General features: G+C 65.1%; 2 protein-coding genes (1 of these 2 cut by a window edge). Both read left to right on the forward strand.

All coding sequences use genetic code 11. The annotated features are described in order from the left end of the window. Window positions 1-12,782 carry the 3' portion of an SDR family NAD(P)-dependent oxidoreductase gene (locus ON753_RS26140; protein ID WP_265966933.1) on the forward strand. Its footprint begins 2,398 nt before the window's first position, so the window shows 12,782 of its 15,180 coding nt (coding positions 2,399-15,180); its start codon lies beyond the left edge, outside the window; the stop codon is at window positions 12,780-12,782. Then, window positions 12,776-18,082 carry a non-ribosomal peptide synthetase gene (locus ON753_RS26145; protein ID WP_265966934.1) on the forward strand — a complete coding sequence of 1,769 codons (5,307 nt, stop codon included), beginning with the start codon at window positions 12,776-12,778 and terminating at the stop codon, window positions 18,080-18,082. Before ON753_RS26140 ends, ON753_RS26145 begins: the two co-directional genes overlap by 7 nt. Window positions 18,083-18,088: the final 6 nt, after the last annotated feature.

Raw genomic sequence — 18,088 nt, forward strand, 5'->3', positions numbered from 1 at the left:
ATGCCATGTGCGCGCCGGTGAAAGCGATATCTCTGCGGCCCGTTCGGCAAGGAGATGGCTGCTATCAGGTGAGATTCACGGGAGCGGAACACTTCCTTGCCGACCACAGGGTCGCGGGCAGGCCGACCTTGCCGGGCGTTGCCTATCTGGAGCTTGCCCGGCGAGCGGCCGAAGAGGAGGGGTTCGTCCGTCCGGTTCTGCGGCAGGTGGTCTGGATGACGCCGCTCGCCGTCGACGCGCCGGTCGATGTGACCTGCGAATTCAGCCGAACGCCGGAGGGCGGTGCGCGGATCGAGATTTCAAGCCGGCCGGGCTCGGGCGAGCGGATCGTTCACGCGCAGATGCGTGTCAGCTCTGGCGAACAGTCCAAAGGCAGGACCGCCGATCTGGCGTCTCTCCAATCCGCACCGGCCCGCCACCTGGATTCTGCTGACATCTACAGCGTCTTTGACGCCATGGGGCTGGCCTATGGACCCGCCCACCGGGTCCTGACAAAACTGTCCGTCTTGTCGGAGGCGGAAAATGGCGGCGAAGTGCTTGCGCGCATCGAACTGCCGGATGATCTGTTGAAGTCCCAGGATGATTTCCAGCTTCATCCGAGCCTTCTCGACGGCGCGCTCCAGGCCGCGATCGGTCTCGTGCCGAAGGACGACGGATCAGGGCAGACGGCCTTGCCGTTTTCCATCGACACGGTTGAGGTTTCAGGTCCCTGCAAGGCGCAGATGTGGGCACATGTGCGCCAGCAGACGAGCGGCAGCGCCAGCCAGCGCAAGATGGATATCGATCTTGTCGCCGACAATGGCAGCGTCAGGGTGGCGCTGTCGGGCTTTGCGACGCGGCTTCTGGCAAGGTCCGGCAATCAGGACATTCTCCGTTTCAAACCTGTCTGGAAACCGCTGCCGACCGCGCCGGCCGTCGAGGATGGGCGCAGGAAGATCGTTCTTGTGGTCTCACCCGAGATCGACCTTCAAAAACTGAGTTCCGGTCTTGCGGGATGGGAATGCCGGCGGCTTGACGACAATCCGGATGCGTCCCTCGCCGAGCGTTACGCGCACCTCGCGCGACAACTGATGGCGGTTGCGCAGGATCTGCTCAAGGACGGCTCGGGCCTCATCCAATTGGTGTTTGGCCCCCAAGCGCGCGATTTGCCGCTTGGCGGTCTCGCCGCCATGCTGCGCAGCATCTCCCGGGAACATCCGAAAATCACTGGTCAGGTTCTATTCCTGAGCGAAGAAGTCCCGGAAAATGAACTGGCCGGGACTTTGCGCCAGGCGGCAATGGCTGCCTCCGGAGCGCTGCTCAGGCTGCGCCCGGACGGACTGGCCGCCGAGGTCTGGCAGCAGACGGGCGCAGGTCCTGAAAAGGTCGACCCTCCGTGGCGGCCGGAGGGTGTCTATCTGATTACCGGCGGGACCGGCAAACTCGGCCGGTTGCTCGCGTCCGACATCCTGGAGCGCCAGCCGAATGCGACCGTGGTCCTTGCAAGCCGCAACGCACCCAGCCCCGAACTTGCGGCCTGGATAGAGGAGACGCCCGGTCTTCATCATAGATTTGTCGATCTGGCGGACGAAAACGCCCTCACGGCGATGGTCGCCGCCATCCGCGAAGAACATGGCGGCCTGGACGGGGTCATCCATGCTGCCGGTGTCGTCCAGGACGGCGCCTTGGCCGGCAAGACGCCGGACCAGCTCGGTACCGTCCTTGGTCCGAAGGTGACAGGGGCCGTCGCGCTCGACAAGGCGATCGCCGACGCGCCGCTGGATTTCCTTGTCCTGTTCTCTTCGATCTCCGGCATCGTCGGCAATGCGGGGCAGGCCGATTATGCGGCGGCCAACGCCTTCCTCGACGGCTTTGCCGAGGACCGCGAACAGCGCCGCCGGAACGGACTTTGCCGGGGCCGGACCGTCTCGATCGCCTGGCCGCTGTGGCGGGAGGGCGGCATGGGGCTCGATGCGGCGCAGCAGAATCTCATGCGCCGGTCCACGGGGCTCGTCCCGCTGGAAACGCGGACCGGTCTCGAAGCCTTCCATGGAGCGCTGAACGACACCGCCGCGCGTGTCCTGATTGCCGCCGGAAATACGGCGAAGATCCGCGACTTCGTTGCCGGCACGTTCGAGGCGCGCGTGTCGGCCCCATCGGCAGAGGCCGACACGGCGCGAATGCGCCCGTCCGTCAATGCGGAGAACCTCCGCAGGCGGGTGCTTGCATGCCTGACCGAGGAGACGGGCGCCCAGCTCAAGGTATCGCCTGACGATCTCGACCCGGACGAGGAACTTGCCGAATACGGGTTCGACTCCATCGGTTTCACCCAGTTCGCAAACCGGCTGAACGACCGGTTCGACCTCGAAATCACCCCGACACTTTTCTTCGAATACCCGACCCTGGGAGGGCTGGCGGAGCATCTGGGCAGCGAGTGGCCGGAGGCGATGGTCGCAGCGCTCGGGATTGCGCCCGAACCGGCCGATGAGCGGGGCGGGGAGCTTGAGGCTCCACGAGCCCTGGAGACGCAGGCGGACGATCGTAGTGCCGTTGCTCCGGCGGCGCCGCGCCGGGAGGCGGCTTCGGAGCAACGAGCGGACGGGGCAATCGCGATCATCGGCATGAGCTGTTGTTTCCCCGGCGCGCCGGATGTCGCCGCCTTCTGGGAGGTGCTGCGACAGGGGCGGGACTGTATCGAGGAGATCCCGCCGGATCGGTGGGACTGGCGCGACTACTGGGGCGATCCGCTGTCGGAGCCGGGACGCGGAAACGTCAAATGGGGTGGCTTCATCGAAGGCATGGCGGAATTCGACGCGCCGTTCTTCGGCATATCCGCTCCCGAAGCGCGGATGATGGATCCCCAGCAACGGCTGCTGCTGACACAGGCCTGGCGGCTGATGGAAGATGCCGGCTATGCGCCCGCGTCCCTCAAGGGATCGCAGACCGGTGTTTTCATCGGCACCGCCGATACGGGTTACGCCCGTCTGGTCGCCGGCTCCGGGAGTGCCATCGAAGGCTACGCAATGGCCGGTCTCGCGCCTTCGCTCGGACCGAACCGGATCAGCTACTATTATGATTTCCACGGACCGAGCATTGCCGTCGAAACGGCCTGTTCCAGCGCGTTGATCGCCATTCACCGCGCCGTCGAAGCCATCCGGTCCGGGCATTGCACGGCTGCCATCGCGGGTGGCATCAATGCTCTGCTCAATCCGGAAGCCTTCGTGGGCTTCTCCAAGGCCGGGATGCTTTCGCCGGGCGGCAAGTGCAAACCGTTCTCGGCAAATGCGGACGGATATGCGCGCGGCGAGGGCGTCGGGCTGGTGTTCTTGAAGCCGCTCGCCGATGCCGAGCGGGACGGAGACCGGATCCTGGCCGTCATTCGAGCCAGCGCGGAGAACCATGGCGGCCATGCCGCGTCGCTGACCGCGCCCAACCCCAGGGCCCAGGCGGACCTGCTGCGCACGGCTTATGCCCGCGCCGGCTTTGATCCGCGCACGGTCAGTTACATCGAAGCGCACGGCACCGGGACGCCGCTCGGCGATCCGATCGAGGTGGAAGCCCTGACGGCGGCCTTCACGGATCTGGCCCGGCAGGCCGAGGCGGACCACGGACCGGCGCCGGACCAAGTCTGCACGCTCGGATCGGTCAAGTCCAATATCGGCCACCTGGAACTGGCCGCCGGTGTTGCCGGGCTGATCAAGGTCCTGCTTCAGATGCGCCACGGCGAAATCGCCGCAAGCCTGCATTCAGAGGTACTGAACCCGCATCTGAAGCTGGAGAGAAGCCCGTTCCGTGTCGCCCGGCACGCCAGCGCGTGGCAGCGCCCGCTGGACATCGAGAGCAGGGCGCTGCCCCTGCGGGCGGGAGTCAGCAGTTTTGGGTTCGGCGGCAGCAACGCCCATGTTGTGCTGGAGGAATATGCCGCCACCGGCGAGAACGAGCGCGCACCTGTGCTGGTCTCGTCTCCGGAGCTGATCGTCCTTTCCGCCAGATCCGAAAGCCAGCTGACGGAGAGCGCCGTTCTCCTGGAGGCTTTCCTGTCCGGCCCGGGCCGGGCGGCAGAGCTGTGCGATATCGCCCACACCCTGCAGGTCGCCCGCGAGCCAATGGAGTTCCGCCTCGGCTTCCTGGCTGCGTCGAAGGACGAGATCCGCGACAGGCTTGGAGCATTTATCCAGGGTAACGCCGGTTCGCCCGTCCATACCGGACGGCTCGCGGCGAACCGCAAGGCCACTTCGGTTCTGGCAACGGACGGGCCCCTGCGTGAAGCCGCGTCGAGCCTTGCCGACAGGGGGCGGGCGGATGATCTGCTTGCACTCTGGGTCGGCGGGTTCTCCGTCGACTGGACATCTATCCGCAAGGCTCGCCCCGGCAGGCGCATTGCGCTCCCCGGCTATCCCTTCGCCAGGACGTCCTACTGGGTCGGCAAGGCAGCCCCACCTGCTGCTTCCCGGCAACAGCAGGTACCCGGCTATGAACTGTCGCTCGACGGATCGGAAAGCTTCGTGCGGGATCATCTCGTCCTCGGCGCCAGGGTGCTGCCCGGCGTCATGTGCTTCGAACTCGTGCGCGCGGCGCTGTCGCGGCAAGGCGAAGGCACAGGCGGCTTCGAGCTGATCGGACACAGCTGGACCGAACCGCTGCCGGTCGAAAGCGGTCCGGAGCGCATCGAGGTGAGCCTTGATCGGGGCGGGTCGGGCGACCTGCAATATGCGGTCACCGCATCCGGCGGCCGGCGGCACATTGCCCGGGGCGTCGCGCGGCTCTTGAAGCACGTCGCGGCCCCGCAAGCCGATCTTGAGGGCGCGAGAAAGGCGGCAGGTCAGGAAGTCGATGTTGAAGCCCTCTACCGGCGCTTTGCGGATATGGGGCTGCAATACGGTCCGGCGCAACGGGCGGTCACCGGCCTCTGGAAAGGGGCGGAAACAGTCCTCGCAAGGCTCGAGCTGCCTGCCGCCGCGGACCGCACGCCGAAGCTGAACCCTGCCATTCTCGATGGTGCCCTGCAGGCGGTCCTGGGACTGGAGGACGAGCGCTCCGACGGGCTGGCTCTGCCCTATTCGGTGCGCAGCGTCCAGGTTTTCGCCGAAACGGAGCCCCGAATGTGGGCGATTATCCGCCCGGGGATCGGCGGCGCTTCCATCGATATCTGTGACGACAGCGGCAAGGTGGCGATCAGCCTGCGGGACTTTACCGTCCGGCCTGCCGCGTCCGGGAACGAACCATCCGGCAGCCAACCGGTGCGTACAGCGGACCGGCAGGCGAGGGCGCTTGCACTTGTCACGGAAATTGCCGCGCGCACGTTGGAGGTCGAGCCGGAAGTGCTTGACGTCGACGCCGAACTTGGCGACTTCGGCTTCGATTCCATCACGATGACCGCCTTTGCCTCGCGCATCAACGCCGAGCTTGGCCTCTCCCTGACCCCCGCCGATTTTTTCGAATTCGCGACACTTGCCCGGCTGGGCGAGCATATCGCAGGCGACCTCAGCGACGGACAGCTTGGTCTGGACGGTGAAACGTCCGGCGCGGCAGCCGCTTCCTGGAATGACGGGAGTGCTGCAATACCGGACGATAGCCCTGCGTTCCCGGCAGCTTTCGATGCTGGTCCCGAACAAGGAGAGCGCGGGGGAGGAGATCCTGTCGTCATCGTCGGCCAGAGCGGTGCATTTCCGATGGCCCGGGATACGGACGAATTCTGGAGCAACCTGATTGCCGGGCGCGACTGCATCTCCCGGATCCCGGAAGATCGTTGGGACTGGCGGGCCGTCGACGGCGACCCGAAGCTCCAGCCCGGCAAGACGGACATCCATTGGGGCGGCTTCACGGACGGCGTCTTCGAGTTCGATCCGTTGTTCTTCAATATCTCGCCGCGCGAAGCCAAGCTCATGGATCCGCAGCAACGGTTGATGCTGATCCATGCCTGGAAGGCCATCGAGGATGCCGGCCACTCGCCGAAAAGCCTTGCCGGCCGGAAGGTTGGCGTGTTCGTTGGAACGTCCTCGAGCGGTTACAGCGATGCCGTCGAGGACGATGCGGGCGGCGAAGGCTACGTCGCAACCGGCTCCGTTCCCTCCGTCGGCCCGAACCGGATCAGCTATTTCCTCGATCTGCACGGTCCGAGCGAGCCCGTCGAAACGGCCTGCTCGAGCTCGCTGGTCGCCCTGCATAGGGCGGTGCAGGCGATCGAGGCCGGCGACTGCGACATGGCCCTGGTCGGCGGCGTGAACACGATCGTCACGCCGGACGCGCATATCAATTTTGCCAAGGCCGGAATGCTGTCGCCGGACGGGCGCTGCAAGACCTTTTCCGCCGCAGCGAACGGTTATGTGCGCGGCGAAGGCGTTGGAATGCTGTTCCTGCGCCGCCGCTCGGACGCGCAGCGGGATGGCGATCCGATCCTCGCCACCGTGCTCTCCACGGCGATCAATCACGGCGGTCATGCCAATTCCCTGACGGCGCCCAACACCCAGGCGCAGGCGGAACTGCTGAAAGCTGCCTATGGCAAGGCGGGTATCGACCCGCGGACCGTCGGCTATATCGAAGCCCATGGCACCGGAACGGCTCTCGGAGATCCGGTCGAGATCAATGCCCTGAAATCCGCGTTCTCCTCCTTCTGCGGAACCGGACACGAGCTGACCGGCGAGGGCATCGCTCTCGGATCGGTCAAGACCAATATCGGCCATCTGGAGCTCGCTGCAGGTGTTGCCGGCGTCATCAAGGTCTTGAAGCAGTTCGAGCACCGGCGCCTCGCCCCGAGCCTTCATTGCAGCGAAATCAACCCCTTCATCGATCTGGAAGGCACACCGTTCCGGATCGTTCGCGAAGCTTCGGCCTGGACACCGGTCACCGACGGCAAGGGTTTTGCCCTGCCCCTGCGGGCCGGGGTCAGCAGCTTCGGATTCGGCGGGGTCAATGCGCATTCGGTGCTGGAAGAATACCGGCCGGAACCGCCTGCATCGGCCGACAGCTCCGTGGGACCGTTCCTCTTTGTCATATCTGCACGGGACAAGGAACGCCTGGCAGAAATAGTCACCAACCTTCTCGATTTCCTTGAGAGGGACCGCGCCCGGGATCTGGACCCGGCAGATCTGGCCCACACGCTCCAGGTCGGCCGCGCCGCGCTCCGCGAGCGCCTGGCGATCGTTGCCGGCAGTGTCGAAGAGCTGGCCGGAATCCTGAAGACGTATCTGTCGGAAGGAACGGCGTCCGGGCTCTGGACCACGGCAGAAGCGACCCGGAGCGAAGGCACGCTGTCACGGTCCGCGGGCCTGACTGAAATCGCTCGCCATTGGGTCGATGGCGGATCGGTGGACTGGCTCAGCTTTGCGACCCGGCCGCACCGGCGCCTGAGGCTGCCCACCTATCCCTTTGCCCGGGACATCCATAACAGCCGGAGGATCTCCGCAGTGGGCGAACGCCCCGCAAACGTTTCCGGCGAAGCGGATCTTTCGGTACGGCTCGATGCCGGGGACTTCTATCTGCAGGATCACCGGATCAACGGCTGGAGCATCCTGCCGGGCGCCATGAGCATTGAATTTGCGCGCAAGGCAGTCGAGGTGAAAACCGGGTCGCACGGACAGCCGCTGGCATTCTCGAACATATCCTGGCGCCGGCCGGTGGAACTTGAAACCCGGCAGGCAGATGTCCTGCTGCCATTGAAACAAACCGGGGACGACGCCTGGTCCGTGAGCATGGTTCAGCCCGGGCAGGTCAGCAACGAATACATGCGTGCAGAAGTCCGCACGACAGACCTGCCGGAGCCGCCGCCTCATCTGGCGCTTGATGATCTGGCCCGGGCTTGCGACAGGGAACACGATCCGGACTGGCTTTATGCCTGCTATGCCTCGCTTGGCATCGATTATGGCCCGGCCTTTCGCGCGGTTACCGGGTTGAAATCCGGAAAGAACACAGTTCTGGCCCGGCTGCGCCTTCCTGAAGCCGCCCGGCGTGCCGGGGGGACCTACGGCCTGCATCCCGTTATCGTCGACGCCGCCTTCCATTCCGCTCTGGCGCTGTTTGCCGGCGACGGAGAGGAGGTCCTTGCGCTTCCCTATGGCATTGACAGGATGTCTGTTTTCGGTTTGACCACCGAGACGATGTGGGCCCATCTGCAGGCACGCAAGGTCGCCGGCGGCATTCGCAAGCTGGACATCGATCTTGCCGACGGAGCCGGCCGGGTCCTCGTCCGTATCGAGGGGTTCACCCTGCGGCTCTTGAAGCAGACGGGGCCGAAGCCTGACACCCCTGCGGAGACGCTCCCGGCAAGAACGCCGTCTCTGCGAGAGGCGACGGAGCGCTATTTCGCCGCTCTGGTGGCGCGCGAAACCCTGATTGACGCCGCCGCCATCACGCTTTCGGCTCCGCTGGAAGACTACGGCATCGATTCCATCCTCATCACCCGCTTGACCGACGAACTGGAACGCGATTTCGGACCGTTGTCGAAAACCCTGTTCTTCGAGCACCAGACCCTCGGCGCGCTCGTCGATCATTTTCTCAATGCCCATGCGGCACGGCTCGCCGGGCTGCTTGGTGCGGCGGAGAACGAGCCTCGCGGCGCTGTGCCGTCCCGGGCGGCCGTTGTGCAAAAAGCGCAGAAACCGGGCACGGAGGAGCCGGTTGCCATCATCGGTTTGGGGGGCCGCTATCCGGGGGCGCGGACGCTCCACGAGTTCTGGCAGAACCTCGCCGGCGGCCGTGACAACATCACCGAAATACCCGCCGGCCGGTGGGACCACAGTCTCTATTTCGATCCGGAGCGCAAGGCAGGCAAGACGACCAGCAAGTGGGGCGGCTTCATCGAGGGGCATGACCGCTTCGACCCGATGTTCTTTAACATTGCCCCGCGCGACGCGCAGTTCATGGATCCCCAGGAGCGGCTTTTCCTGCAGTGCGCGTGGGAAGTGCTGGAAGATGCCGGCTACACCCGCGCGACGGTGGCGCCCGGCAGGGACGGGCTGGCCGGCGGCGATGTCGGCGTCTTCGCAGGCGTGATGTGGGAGGAATACCAGCTCTACGGCGCGGAGCGAAGCGCTCTGGGGCAACCACTTGCGATCCCGGGGAGTCCGGCGTCGATCGCCAACAGGGTTTCCTACTTCCTTAATTTCCACGGGCCGAGCATCGCGGTCGATTCAATGTGCTCGTCATCGCTGACGGCCATTCACCTCGCCTGCGAAAGCCTGCGGACCGGCGACTGTTCCGTGGCGCTTGCCGGCGGCGTCAATCTCACCCCCCATCCCAATAAGTATCTTGCCCTGTCGCAGAGCCGGTTCCTGTCGTCCAAGGGGCGCTGCGAGAGCTTTGGCGAAGGCGGCGACGGCTACGTGCCGGCCGAGGGCGTTGGTGCGGTTCTCCTGAAACCGCTGAGTCGGGCAGAAGCCGACGGCGACAGGATCCATGGCGTGATCCTCGGATCCGCGCTCAATCACGGCGGCAAAACCAACGGCTACACCGTGCCCAATCCGGGCGCGCAGGCCGCCGTCATCGAAAAGGCCCTGCGGCGATCCGGCGTTTCCGCCGGGGACATCAGTTATGTCGAAGCCCATGGAACGGGAACCAGCCTTGGCGATCCGATCGAAATCGCATCGCTCTCGAAGGTTTTCGGCAATGGACGGGATGGCGATCAAACCGTCGCCATCGGTTCGGTAAAATCGAATATCGGCCACGCGGAGAGTGCGGCGGGCATAGCCGGACTGACGAAAATCCTTCTTCAGTTGAAGCATGGCCGCCTGGTGCCTTCGCTCCATTCGCAGCACCTCAATCCGAACATCGATTTCGCGGCGACGCCCTTCCGGGTTCAACAGCGGCTCGATGACTGGCAGCGGGACGAAGGCCCGCGGATCGCAGGGCTTTCGTCCTTCGGGGCAGGCGGGTCGAACGCGCATTTCGTCGTTGCCGAGTATGTTGACGAGGTCCAGAACCGTCAGGCTCCCGGCCCGGCGATCTATCCGTTCTCCGCCCGCGATGCCTGCCGCCTGGAGGTCCTGGTCGCACGTTTCCGGGCCGCACTGGACAACCTGGAGGAAACGCAACTGCCGTCGGCGGCATACGTGCTTCAGGAGGGCCGGGAGGCCTTTGAAGAAAGGCTGGCGATTGTCGCAGAAGGCAAGGCGGATCTTGCCGCAAGGCTCGATCGTGTACTTGCCGGCGAGACGGACGCTGCAGGCGTTTACCGCGGCACCTCTGCTCGCGAACGTGCCGCGCCGGACCACACGCTGCCGTTGGAGATCCTTGCCGGGGAGTGGGTGCGCGGTGCCCGGATCGATTGGCCGGAATTGCGCCCGGGACCGAAGCCGAGACCGGTCAGCCTGCCGACCTATCCCTTTGCCGAAGACTATTGCTGGCTGCCCGAGCTCGAGATGCTGGCCGAACATGCGGCTCGCCCGCAGGCCCCGCTGCCCATGTTGTTCGCGCCCCTTTGGCAGGAGCAGCCGGATCCAGGCTCGGAACCGGCTGCCGCGAGCTTTCGCACCGTCGTGCTTTGCGGCGACCTTGCCAAGGACCGGGAGCTTGCCGATGCCTTGAGGGATACGGGCGCCGAGGTCGTGCAACTCGATGGCTCCTCCGGCCCGATCGACAAGCGCTACGAATTCCATGCGTCCAAGCTGCTTGACCTCCTCAAGAAGCCCGGCGTCCAGAGGGCTCAGAACCGGGTGCTGCAGGTTGTGGTTCCCGGCGACGGCGGCGATGGGCTGCTTGAAGGTCTCGGCGGAATGCTGCGTTGTGCCGCCCTGGAGCAGAGCAAGCTCTCCTGTCAGCTGATCGCGGTCAAGGGGACGCGCGAGGCTCTTGCCGGCAATCTTACGGCCGACGCGGCGCATGCGCGCGACCGGGAGATGATCCGATATTGCGACGGCCGGCGCCATGTCCGGCGCTGGCGGGACCTTGATCCCGCGGTCCCGGCCGGCTGGTCGCCCTGGAAGGAAAACGGTGTCTATCTTCTGACCGGCGGGGCAGGGGGGATTGGCCTCAGTGTGGCGCGGCATATTGCGGAAACCGGCAATCGTCCGCGGCTCTGGCTGACCGGCCGCTCCCTCATGACGGGTGAGGTAACCGAACGTCTCGCCGAAGTCGAAGCCCTGGGGGCCCGGATCCGGTACCGGCAGGTCGACGTGACCGATCCGGCGGGGGTCATGGCGCTCCTTGAGGAAATCGAACGGACGGATGGGCAGCTCACGGGCGTCATACATGGCGCTGGGCTGACCCGCGACGGATTGCTCCTCAACAAGGATGACGCAACGCTGCGCGAGGTGCTTGCACCCAAGGTGACAGGGTTGCGCGTTCTCGACGATGCACTGGGCGACCGAGCGCTTGAATTCTTCGTGCTGTTCGCCTCGGCTGCGGGGGCGCTCGGAAATCCGGGCCAGTCCGATTATGCAGCGGCAAATGCGTTCCTTGACCGCTATGCCCTGGAAAGAAATACCCGGGTCGGGGCCGGGACACGCCAGGGCAGGACCGTCTCCATCGACTGGCCCTACTGGCGTGAGGGCGGGATGAAGATGGATGCGCGCACCATGGAAGCCATGGAGCGCGAAGCGGGCGTGCGGCCGCTGGAAACAGGGCCGGGACTTGCCGCGCTGGAGGCAGTGCTGGCCGGAAACGAAGACCAGGTTCTGGTTCTGGAAGGCGATCGGGACCGGCTGCGCCGGATCTTGCAGCCGGTCCGTCCCGATCCATTGCTGCGACCGACACCGGCCGCGCGGCGGGTTGACGAAGTCAGGCGGTCCGAACCCGAAGCTTTGCCCGCGGACCGCGATGAGCTGGTCGCCCTGATCAGGTCGTGTTTCTCGCGCTGCCTCGGCATTCCGCAGGACAAGCTGGGCATGGACGACACGATCGACCGGTTCGGCGTGGATTCCGTTTCGGCACTGGAGATCGTCGAAGCGCTCGAGGAGATCTTCGGACCGTTGCCCCAGACGATCCTGTTCGAGGTTCCGACAATCGGCCAGCTGGCGGATGAGCTGATCGCGCGGGGTGTGGCCCCGGCATCGTACAGGCCGCGAAGCGCGCCAAGTGAACAAGAGCCGGCTTCGGTCCGACTTTCCGCCACGTCCGGCGGCGAGCGGCGGAACCCGGAGATCGACGGCATCGCGATCATCGCGGTTGAAGGCCGCTACCCGGGCGCGGCGACGATCGAGGCGTTTTCGGCGCTGCTTCGGGAAGGGCGCGACGCGATCACGGAAATCCCACCGGACCGCGCGCATCTGCTGCCGCGCTTTTCCGAGCGGAAGGGAGAGCCGGACAGCAGCTATTGCAAGTGGGGCGGTTTTCTCGCCGATGTCGACCGGTTCGACGCGGAGTTCTTCGGCTACACCCCGCGCGCAGCCGATCTTGCCGACCCGCAGGAGCGGTTGTTCCTGGAAACGAGCTGGCACCTGCTGGAGCGTGCCGGAATTACCCGCAAACGTCTGGCGGAACAGTACGACAAGCGCGTCGGCGTCTTCGTCGGATCGATGTATCAGCAATATTCCGGCGTCCGCAACGACGTGGAGACCCGGAAACTCCTGGCGCTGTCCTCCTATTCGGGCATTGCGAACCGGGTATCCTTCTTCCTCGATCTGCAGGGCCCGAGTGTTGCCGTCGACAGCATGTGTTCCTCCGGTCTGCAGGCGGTCCATCAGGCCTGCCAGAGCCTGAAATCGGGCGAATGCCGCCTTGCCATCGCCGGAGGGGTCAACCTGACGATCCACCCGGCGAAATTCGAAGCCCTGAGCCGGGCCGGGCTCGTCGGAAGTCATCCCGGCAGCCGGGCGTTCTCAGGGGGGACGGCTATCTTCCGGCCGAGGCCGTCGGCGCCGTATTGCTGAAGCCCCTTGCCCGGGCCCTGGCGGACGGCGACACGATCCTTGGCGTGGTGAGGGGCAGTCTTGCAAACCATGCCGGCCATTCTGCCGGCTATGGCGTGCCCAATGCGGAAGCGCAGGTCCGACTTCTTGAGGACGCTTTTTCCAGCGCCGGCATCGATCCCACGACCATCGGTTTTGTCGAGGCGGCAGCGACGGGCTCGCAAATCGGCGATGCCGTTGAACTGAGAGCCCTCGGTCAGGTCTATTCAGGTCGAGCAGGCGATGGTGGGCCGATTGCCATCGGATCGGTCAAGACCCAGATCGGCCATGCCGAGGCCGCCTCCGGTCTGGCGCAGCTCACCAAGGTGCTGCTGCAGTTCGAGGCGCGGATGCTGTTTCCCTCAACGGGGTTCGAAGCGTCTGACCTTTTGAAGACTGCGCCCTTCCGGCCGCAGACAAGCCTGACGCCATGGTCACCGCCGATCGTTGGCGGCGAACCGGTTCCGAGGCGGGCGGCGATCAGTTCCTTCGGAGCGGGCGGATCCAATGTCCATCTGATCCTGGAAGAGCCGCCCGCTGTTCCGGCGATCATCGAGGAGGAAATCCGGCCGCGACCGTTCCCGGTCTCCGCCAGGACGCCCGGGCAGCTTGCCGAGCTCCGCCGGCAGCTGGCGGTCTTTCTCCGCAGTACCGAACAGGTATCCATGGCCGCCGTTTCGCGCACCTTGCGCCACGGCCGCGAGCGGTTCGACTGCTGCATCGCGTTTGTTGCCACCACCCCGGAAGAGCTGGCGGCAAAGCTGGACGATCCCGCATATCGGGAAGACCCCCGAACCCTTGCCTCGGCCGCAGATCAGGATGAGGCAAGCGGGCCCATGCTGGTTCTGCCGGGCTATCCGTTCGCACGTGAAAGGCACTGGTTGCCGCAGGGACCCGGCTCCGGCCCGGCCGCTGAAATCCCGCAGGCCGAAACCTTGACGATGCCACGGGCCGAGGAAACCGCGGAAGTGGCGGTATCACCGGATCGGGACGCCCTTCGGCAGATCACCCGAACCCTTGCTGCCGAGCTTGGCTGCAGGACGGAAAATGTCGACGTCGATGCGCCCCTGGCCGATGTCGGTCTGGATTCCATGGGCCGTATGCGGCTCGGCTATGCGATCGAGGAAAGCTTCGGCGTTGCTCTTGAGCCGGAAGCGTTCGAACCCCCGCAAACCGCCCGCTCGCTGGTGGAAAACCTGCTTTCCGGGAGTGCCGGGTCCAAGGCCGGTCACATCCGCCAGGCGCCCGCCAGGGCCGGTTCCTTCCAGATGCCGCTTGCAGACTCCCAGAAGGGGCTTTGGGTGCTCCAGTCGCTGTTTCCACAATCGAGCGACTACAACGTGCCCCTGGCCTTCAAATGCCGGAACATGGACAGCCGCGCCCTGAAAGAGGCTGCAGAATGGCTGGCGTCAGCCTATCCGATCCTCGCTACGCGAGTGATGGAGAACGACGGGGACCCCTGGCTGGTGGCAAGCGGGGAGGGGATTTCGTTTCAATCCTCGCCCTTGCCGAAGGAAATCGAGGCCGCGGAATTCGTCAGCCAGTGCGCGCGCGCGCCATTCGACCTGAAAGACGGCGGGTTCCGCGTCGAGCATTTTACCGGCGGACAGCTTGAACAGGACGAAAGTATCCTTCTGCTGGTGGCACATCATATTGTCACCGACGGCGTGTCCTCGGCCGTAATGACCTGCAAGTTCTGGGAAGCCTACAGCCACTTTGCCGGCTCGGGACCGCTCCCGTCCGGCGAGAGCGGCGCAGATTATGCGGAATTTGCGGCGTGGGAAACGGAACACGTGCGATCGGCGGACGGACAGGCGCAAAAACGCTACTGGCTCGAAAAACTTCGCCACTACCGTCCCGACCTGGCGTTGCCGATGGAAGCCGGTTTGGAGCAGGAAGGTCCGGCGAACGGGCAGACTGCGGAACAGCGGCTGCCTGAGGCGCTCAGCAACAGGGTCCGGGAAACCGCCAGGGCGAAGGGCATCAGCCCGGCGGCCTTCTATCTCGGCATCTTCACCACACTGTTGTACCGCTATTCCGGGACGCAAGATATCGTCATCGGTGTACCGACGGCACGGCGTCCCGCGCGCAGATTTGCCCAGACGCTCGGCTATTGCGCCAACATGATCGCGCTACGGATCGACGTCGATCCCGCCCGGACCTTTGCGGCCCTGTCAGCCGAAATCGGCCTGGAACTCTCCGAAGGCTTGAAGCGGAGCGATTTTCCCTTCGCGGCAATCGCGCGCGAGTGGGGCGGTGCGGACATCGGCACGGCGCCCTACCAGGTCACCTTCGCCTATCAGAATTTTGCCCTGGATGCCGGTGACCTGGAGATTTTTTCAGGCGGACAGGTCGTTCTCATGCCGCAGATCCGCCAACTGGGCGGCGAAGACCTCGGCATGGAGGTCCAGCACGAGCCGGGCGGCGCTCTGGTCATTCTCAACTATGACGGCAACCGGTTCTCCCGCGACAGGATCGAGCGCATGTTCGGCCATTTCCGGCAGATGCTCGAGGCCGCTCTGGACGACGACGAGGTTCCCGTCTCCGCCCTGCCGCTGCTGACAAAGGCGGAAACGAACCGGGCCCTCTATCACTGGAGTATCTCCGGCCGGGGCAGCCCGGCAGGCGAACCGGTCCATGACCAGGTCCTGGCAAGCGCCCGGAACAGACCAAGCGCAATTGCGATCACTGACGGCGACAGGACCGTCAGCTACAGGGAGCTGTTCGCAAGGAGCAAGCGCATTGCCCGGTCTCTTGAAAAGGCGGGTGTGCAAAAGGGCGACCGCGTGGCCGTTCTCCTCAACCGGGAGGCCGGCGCGATTGCCGCCATGCTCGCCGTGATGAGCGTCGGTGCGGTCTGGGTGCCGGTGGAACCGGATTTTCCGGACGATCGGATCGCCTCCATCCTGAAGGATTCGGGGAGCGTTGCGCTTCTCACACGCGGGGCGTTTGCCGCCAGGCTTCGCGGGCTCTGCGGCCATACGGCGAAGATCATAGATCTGGATCGGCTGAAAACCGGCCTGCCGGGCCGCTTTGCACGGTATCCGAGGGCGGCAATTCATGCGGACGACCCGGCCTATATCATCTATACGTCCGGCTCGACGGGCACGCCGAAAGGCGTGGTGGTGTCTCACGGGGCGCTTTCCGGCCATTGCGGGGTCATTGCCAGGGAATACGGTCTCGGTGCGCAAGACGTGGTGCTGCAGTTCGCCTCCATGGTCGTGGACACCGCGATCGAGCAGATCCTTCCCGTTCTCGTTCAAGGCGGCAGGCTGGTCCTGCGGCCGCAGGAGCTCCTCCAGGCAGCGGACTTCCTTTCGTTCCTGAAGGAAAAGGCGATCACTGTCGCCGATCTCCCGCCGGCCTATCTCCATGATGTCTTGAGGTCATGGGACCGCGGCAATGCGGACCTTTCCGGCCTTGGGCTGCGGCTGATGATCGCCGGCGGAGAGGTTCTTGCTCCGGAAGTCGTGGAGGCGTGGAGCCGGTGCGGCCTGAGCCGGATCAGGCTGGTGAACGCCTATGGCCCGACCGAAGCAACGGTGACCGCCCTGGTGCACACGGTTAAACCGGGCATGAAGGAGCGCAACATCCCCATCGGCAGGCCGCTGCCGGGAACCGAAGTCTATATTCTGGACCGCGAGGGAAATCTCGTGCCGGACGGGGTCGTCGGCGAACTTCATCTCGGCGGAGACCGGCTGGCGATCGGCTACCACGGCTGCGAAGACGTTACCGCGGCCAAGTTCCGCGACCATGCTGTCGGTCCAAAGGTTATACGCCTCTATGCAACGGGCGATCTCGCCTGCTTCCGGCCCAACAGCGGCGGTGTCATCGAGTTCCGGGGACGGATCGACGATCAGGTGAAAATCCGCGGACACAGAGTGGAACTCGGCGAAATCGAAGCGGCTATCCTCGCCTGCGGCGTCGCCGAGGCCGCGGTCGTCATCGACCGGAACAGGGATGGCGAGACCTTTCTGACCGCCCATGTGGGCGACCCATGGGACACATGTGACGAGGAGCAATTGCGCCGGCACATTGCCGCGTCCCTTCCCGCGCACATGATGCCGTCCCGCTGGACGCGTTCGGACCTTCTGCCCAAAACGCCCGGCGGCAAGATCGACCGCAGGGCGCTCAGCTCAAGGCCGGCTGCCTTCGGAGGGGCCAGGGGCGAGGTTCGGGGACCGCGGGACCGCCTGGAACAGGACCTGCTTGCGATCTGGCGCGAGGTGCTGGGCAGCGAGTCCGGCGAGGAAAGCCTCGGCATTGATGACGACTTTGCCGATGCCGGCGGTCACAGCCTTCTGACCCTTCGGCTGCTGAACCGGATCGAACAGGGCTTCGGGGTCGGGCTTTCGGCAAGGGACCTGATCCGCTCAAACACCATCGCCGCGCAAGCGCGCCTGCTGCGAGGCCGGGGTGTTGAGGCCGGTCATATCGACAGCGCCGGAAAGCGGGCGCAGAGCGGAGCCGCCGACCTCCTCGTGTCTCTCGCTCAACCGGATCCCGGCACGAAATCCGCGCCGCCCGTGTTCTTTTTCCACCCGATCGGCGGAACGTTGGGCTGCTATCAGAAACTGGTCGAACGGCTGACCGCGGATCGGCCTGTCATGGGCATCAGGGCGCGGGGCCTGGAACCCGGCGAGGACATGTCCGCTCAGTCCCTGGAAGGTCTTGCCGCCGACTACTGCCGGCAGATCCAGACGGTGCAGTCCGAGGGCTCCTATACCCTGTGGGGCTGGTCGCTGGGGGGTGCCATCGCCTTTGAAGTCGCGAGGATCCTGCACGCGGAAGGGCACGAGATTGCCTCGCTGGGGCTGATCGACAGCTATACGCCGGCGGAGCTGGACGCGATGGAGGGCGAAGCGGGGGCGTCGGAAGCCGAACACCACTGCAGAAGGGCATTCCTGCGAGACCTGTTCGGCATCCACGTCGAGCTGTCGCCCGATGAAGACGTCATCGGCAAGGCAATGTCTCTGCCACAGGTTGCATCGGTGCTGCCCGGCGTCGGTGCTGAAGGCATGGAGCGGCTTTTCGATGTGTTCCGCGCAAACTTCCATGCATTCCGCGGATATCGGCCTGAACCCAGCGAAGTTCCCGTCATTCTTGTGCGGGCAACGGAAGGGCGCGCCGGCGCGCAGGCGGAGCATTGGAGCGAACTTGCCGTCGGACCTTTCAGGGTGTGCCACGTGGCAGCGGATCATTATTCGGTTCTGCGCGAACCGGCTCTGAGTGAATGGGTCTCGCTGCTTTGCGAGCCGGCGCCGTCGGCCGCCGGCACGTGACCGAAA

The sequence above is a fragment of the Roseibium salinum genome (assembly GCF_026240905.1).
Taxonomy (GTDB): domain Bacteria; phylum Pseudomonadota; class Alphaproteobacteria; order Rhizobiales; family Stappiaceae; genus Roseibium; species Roseibium salinum.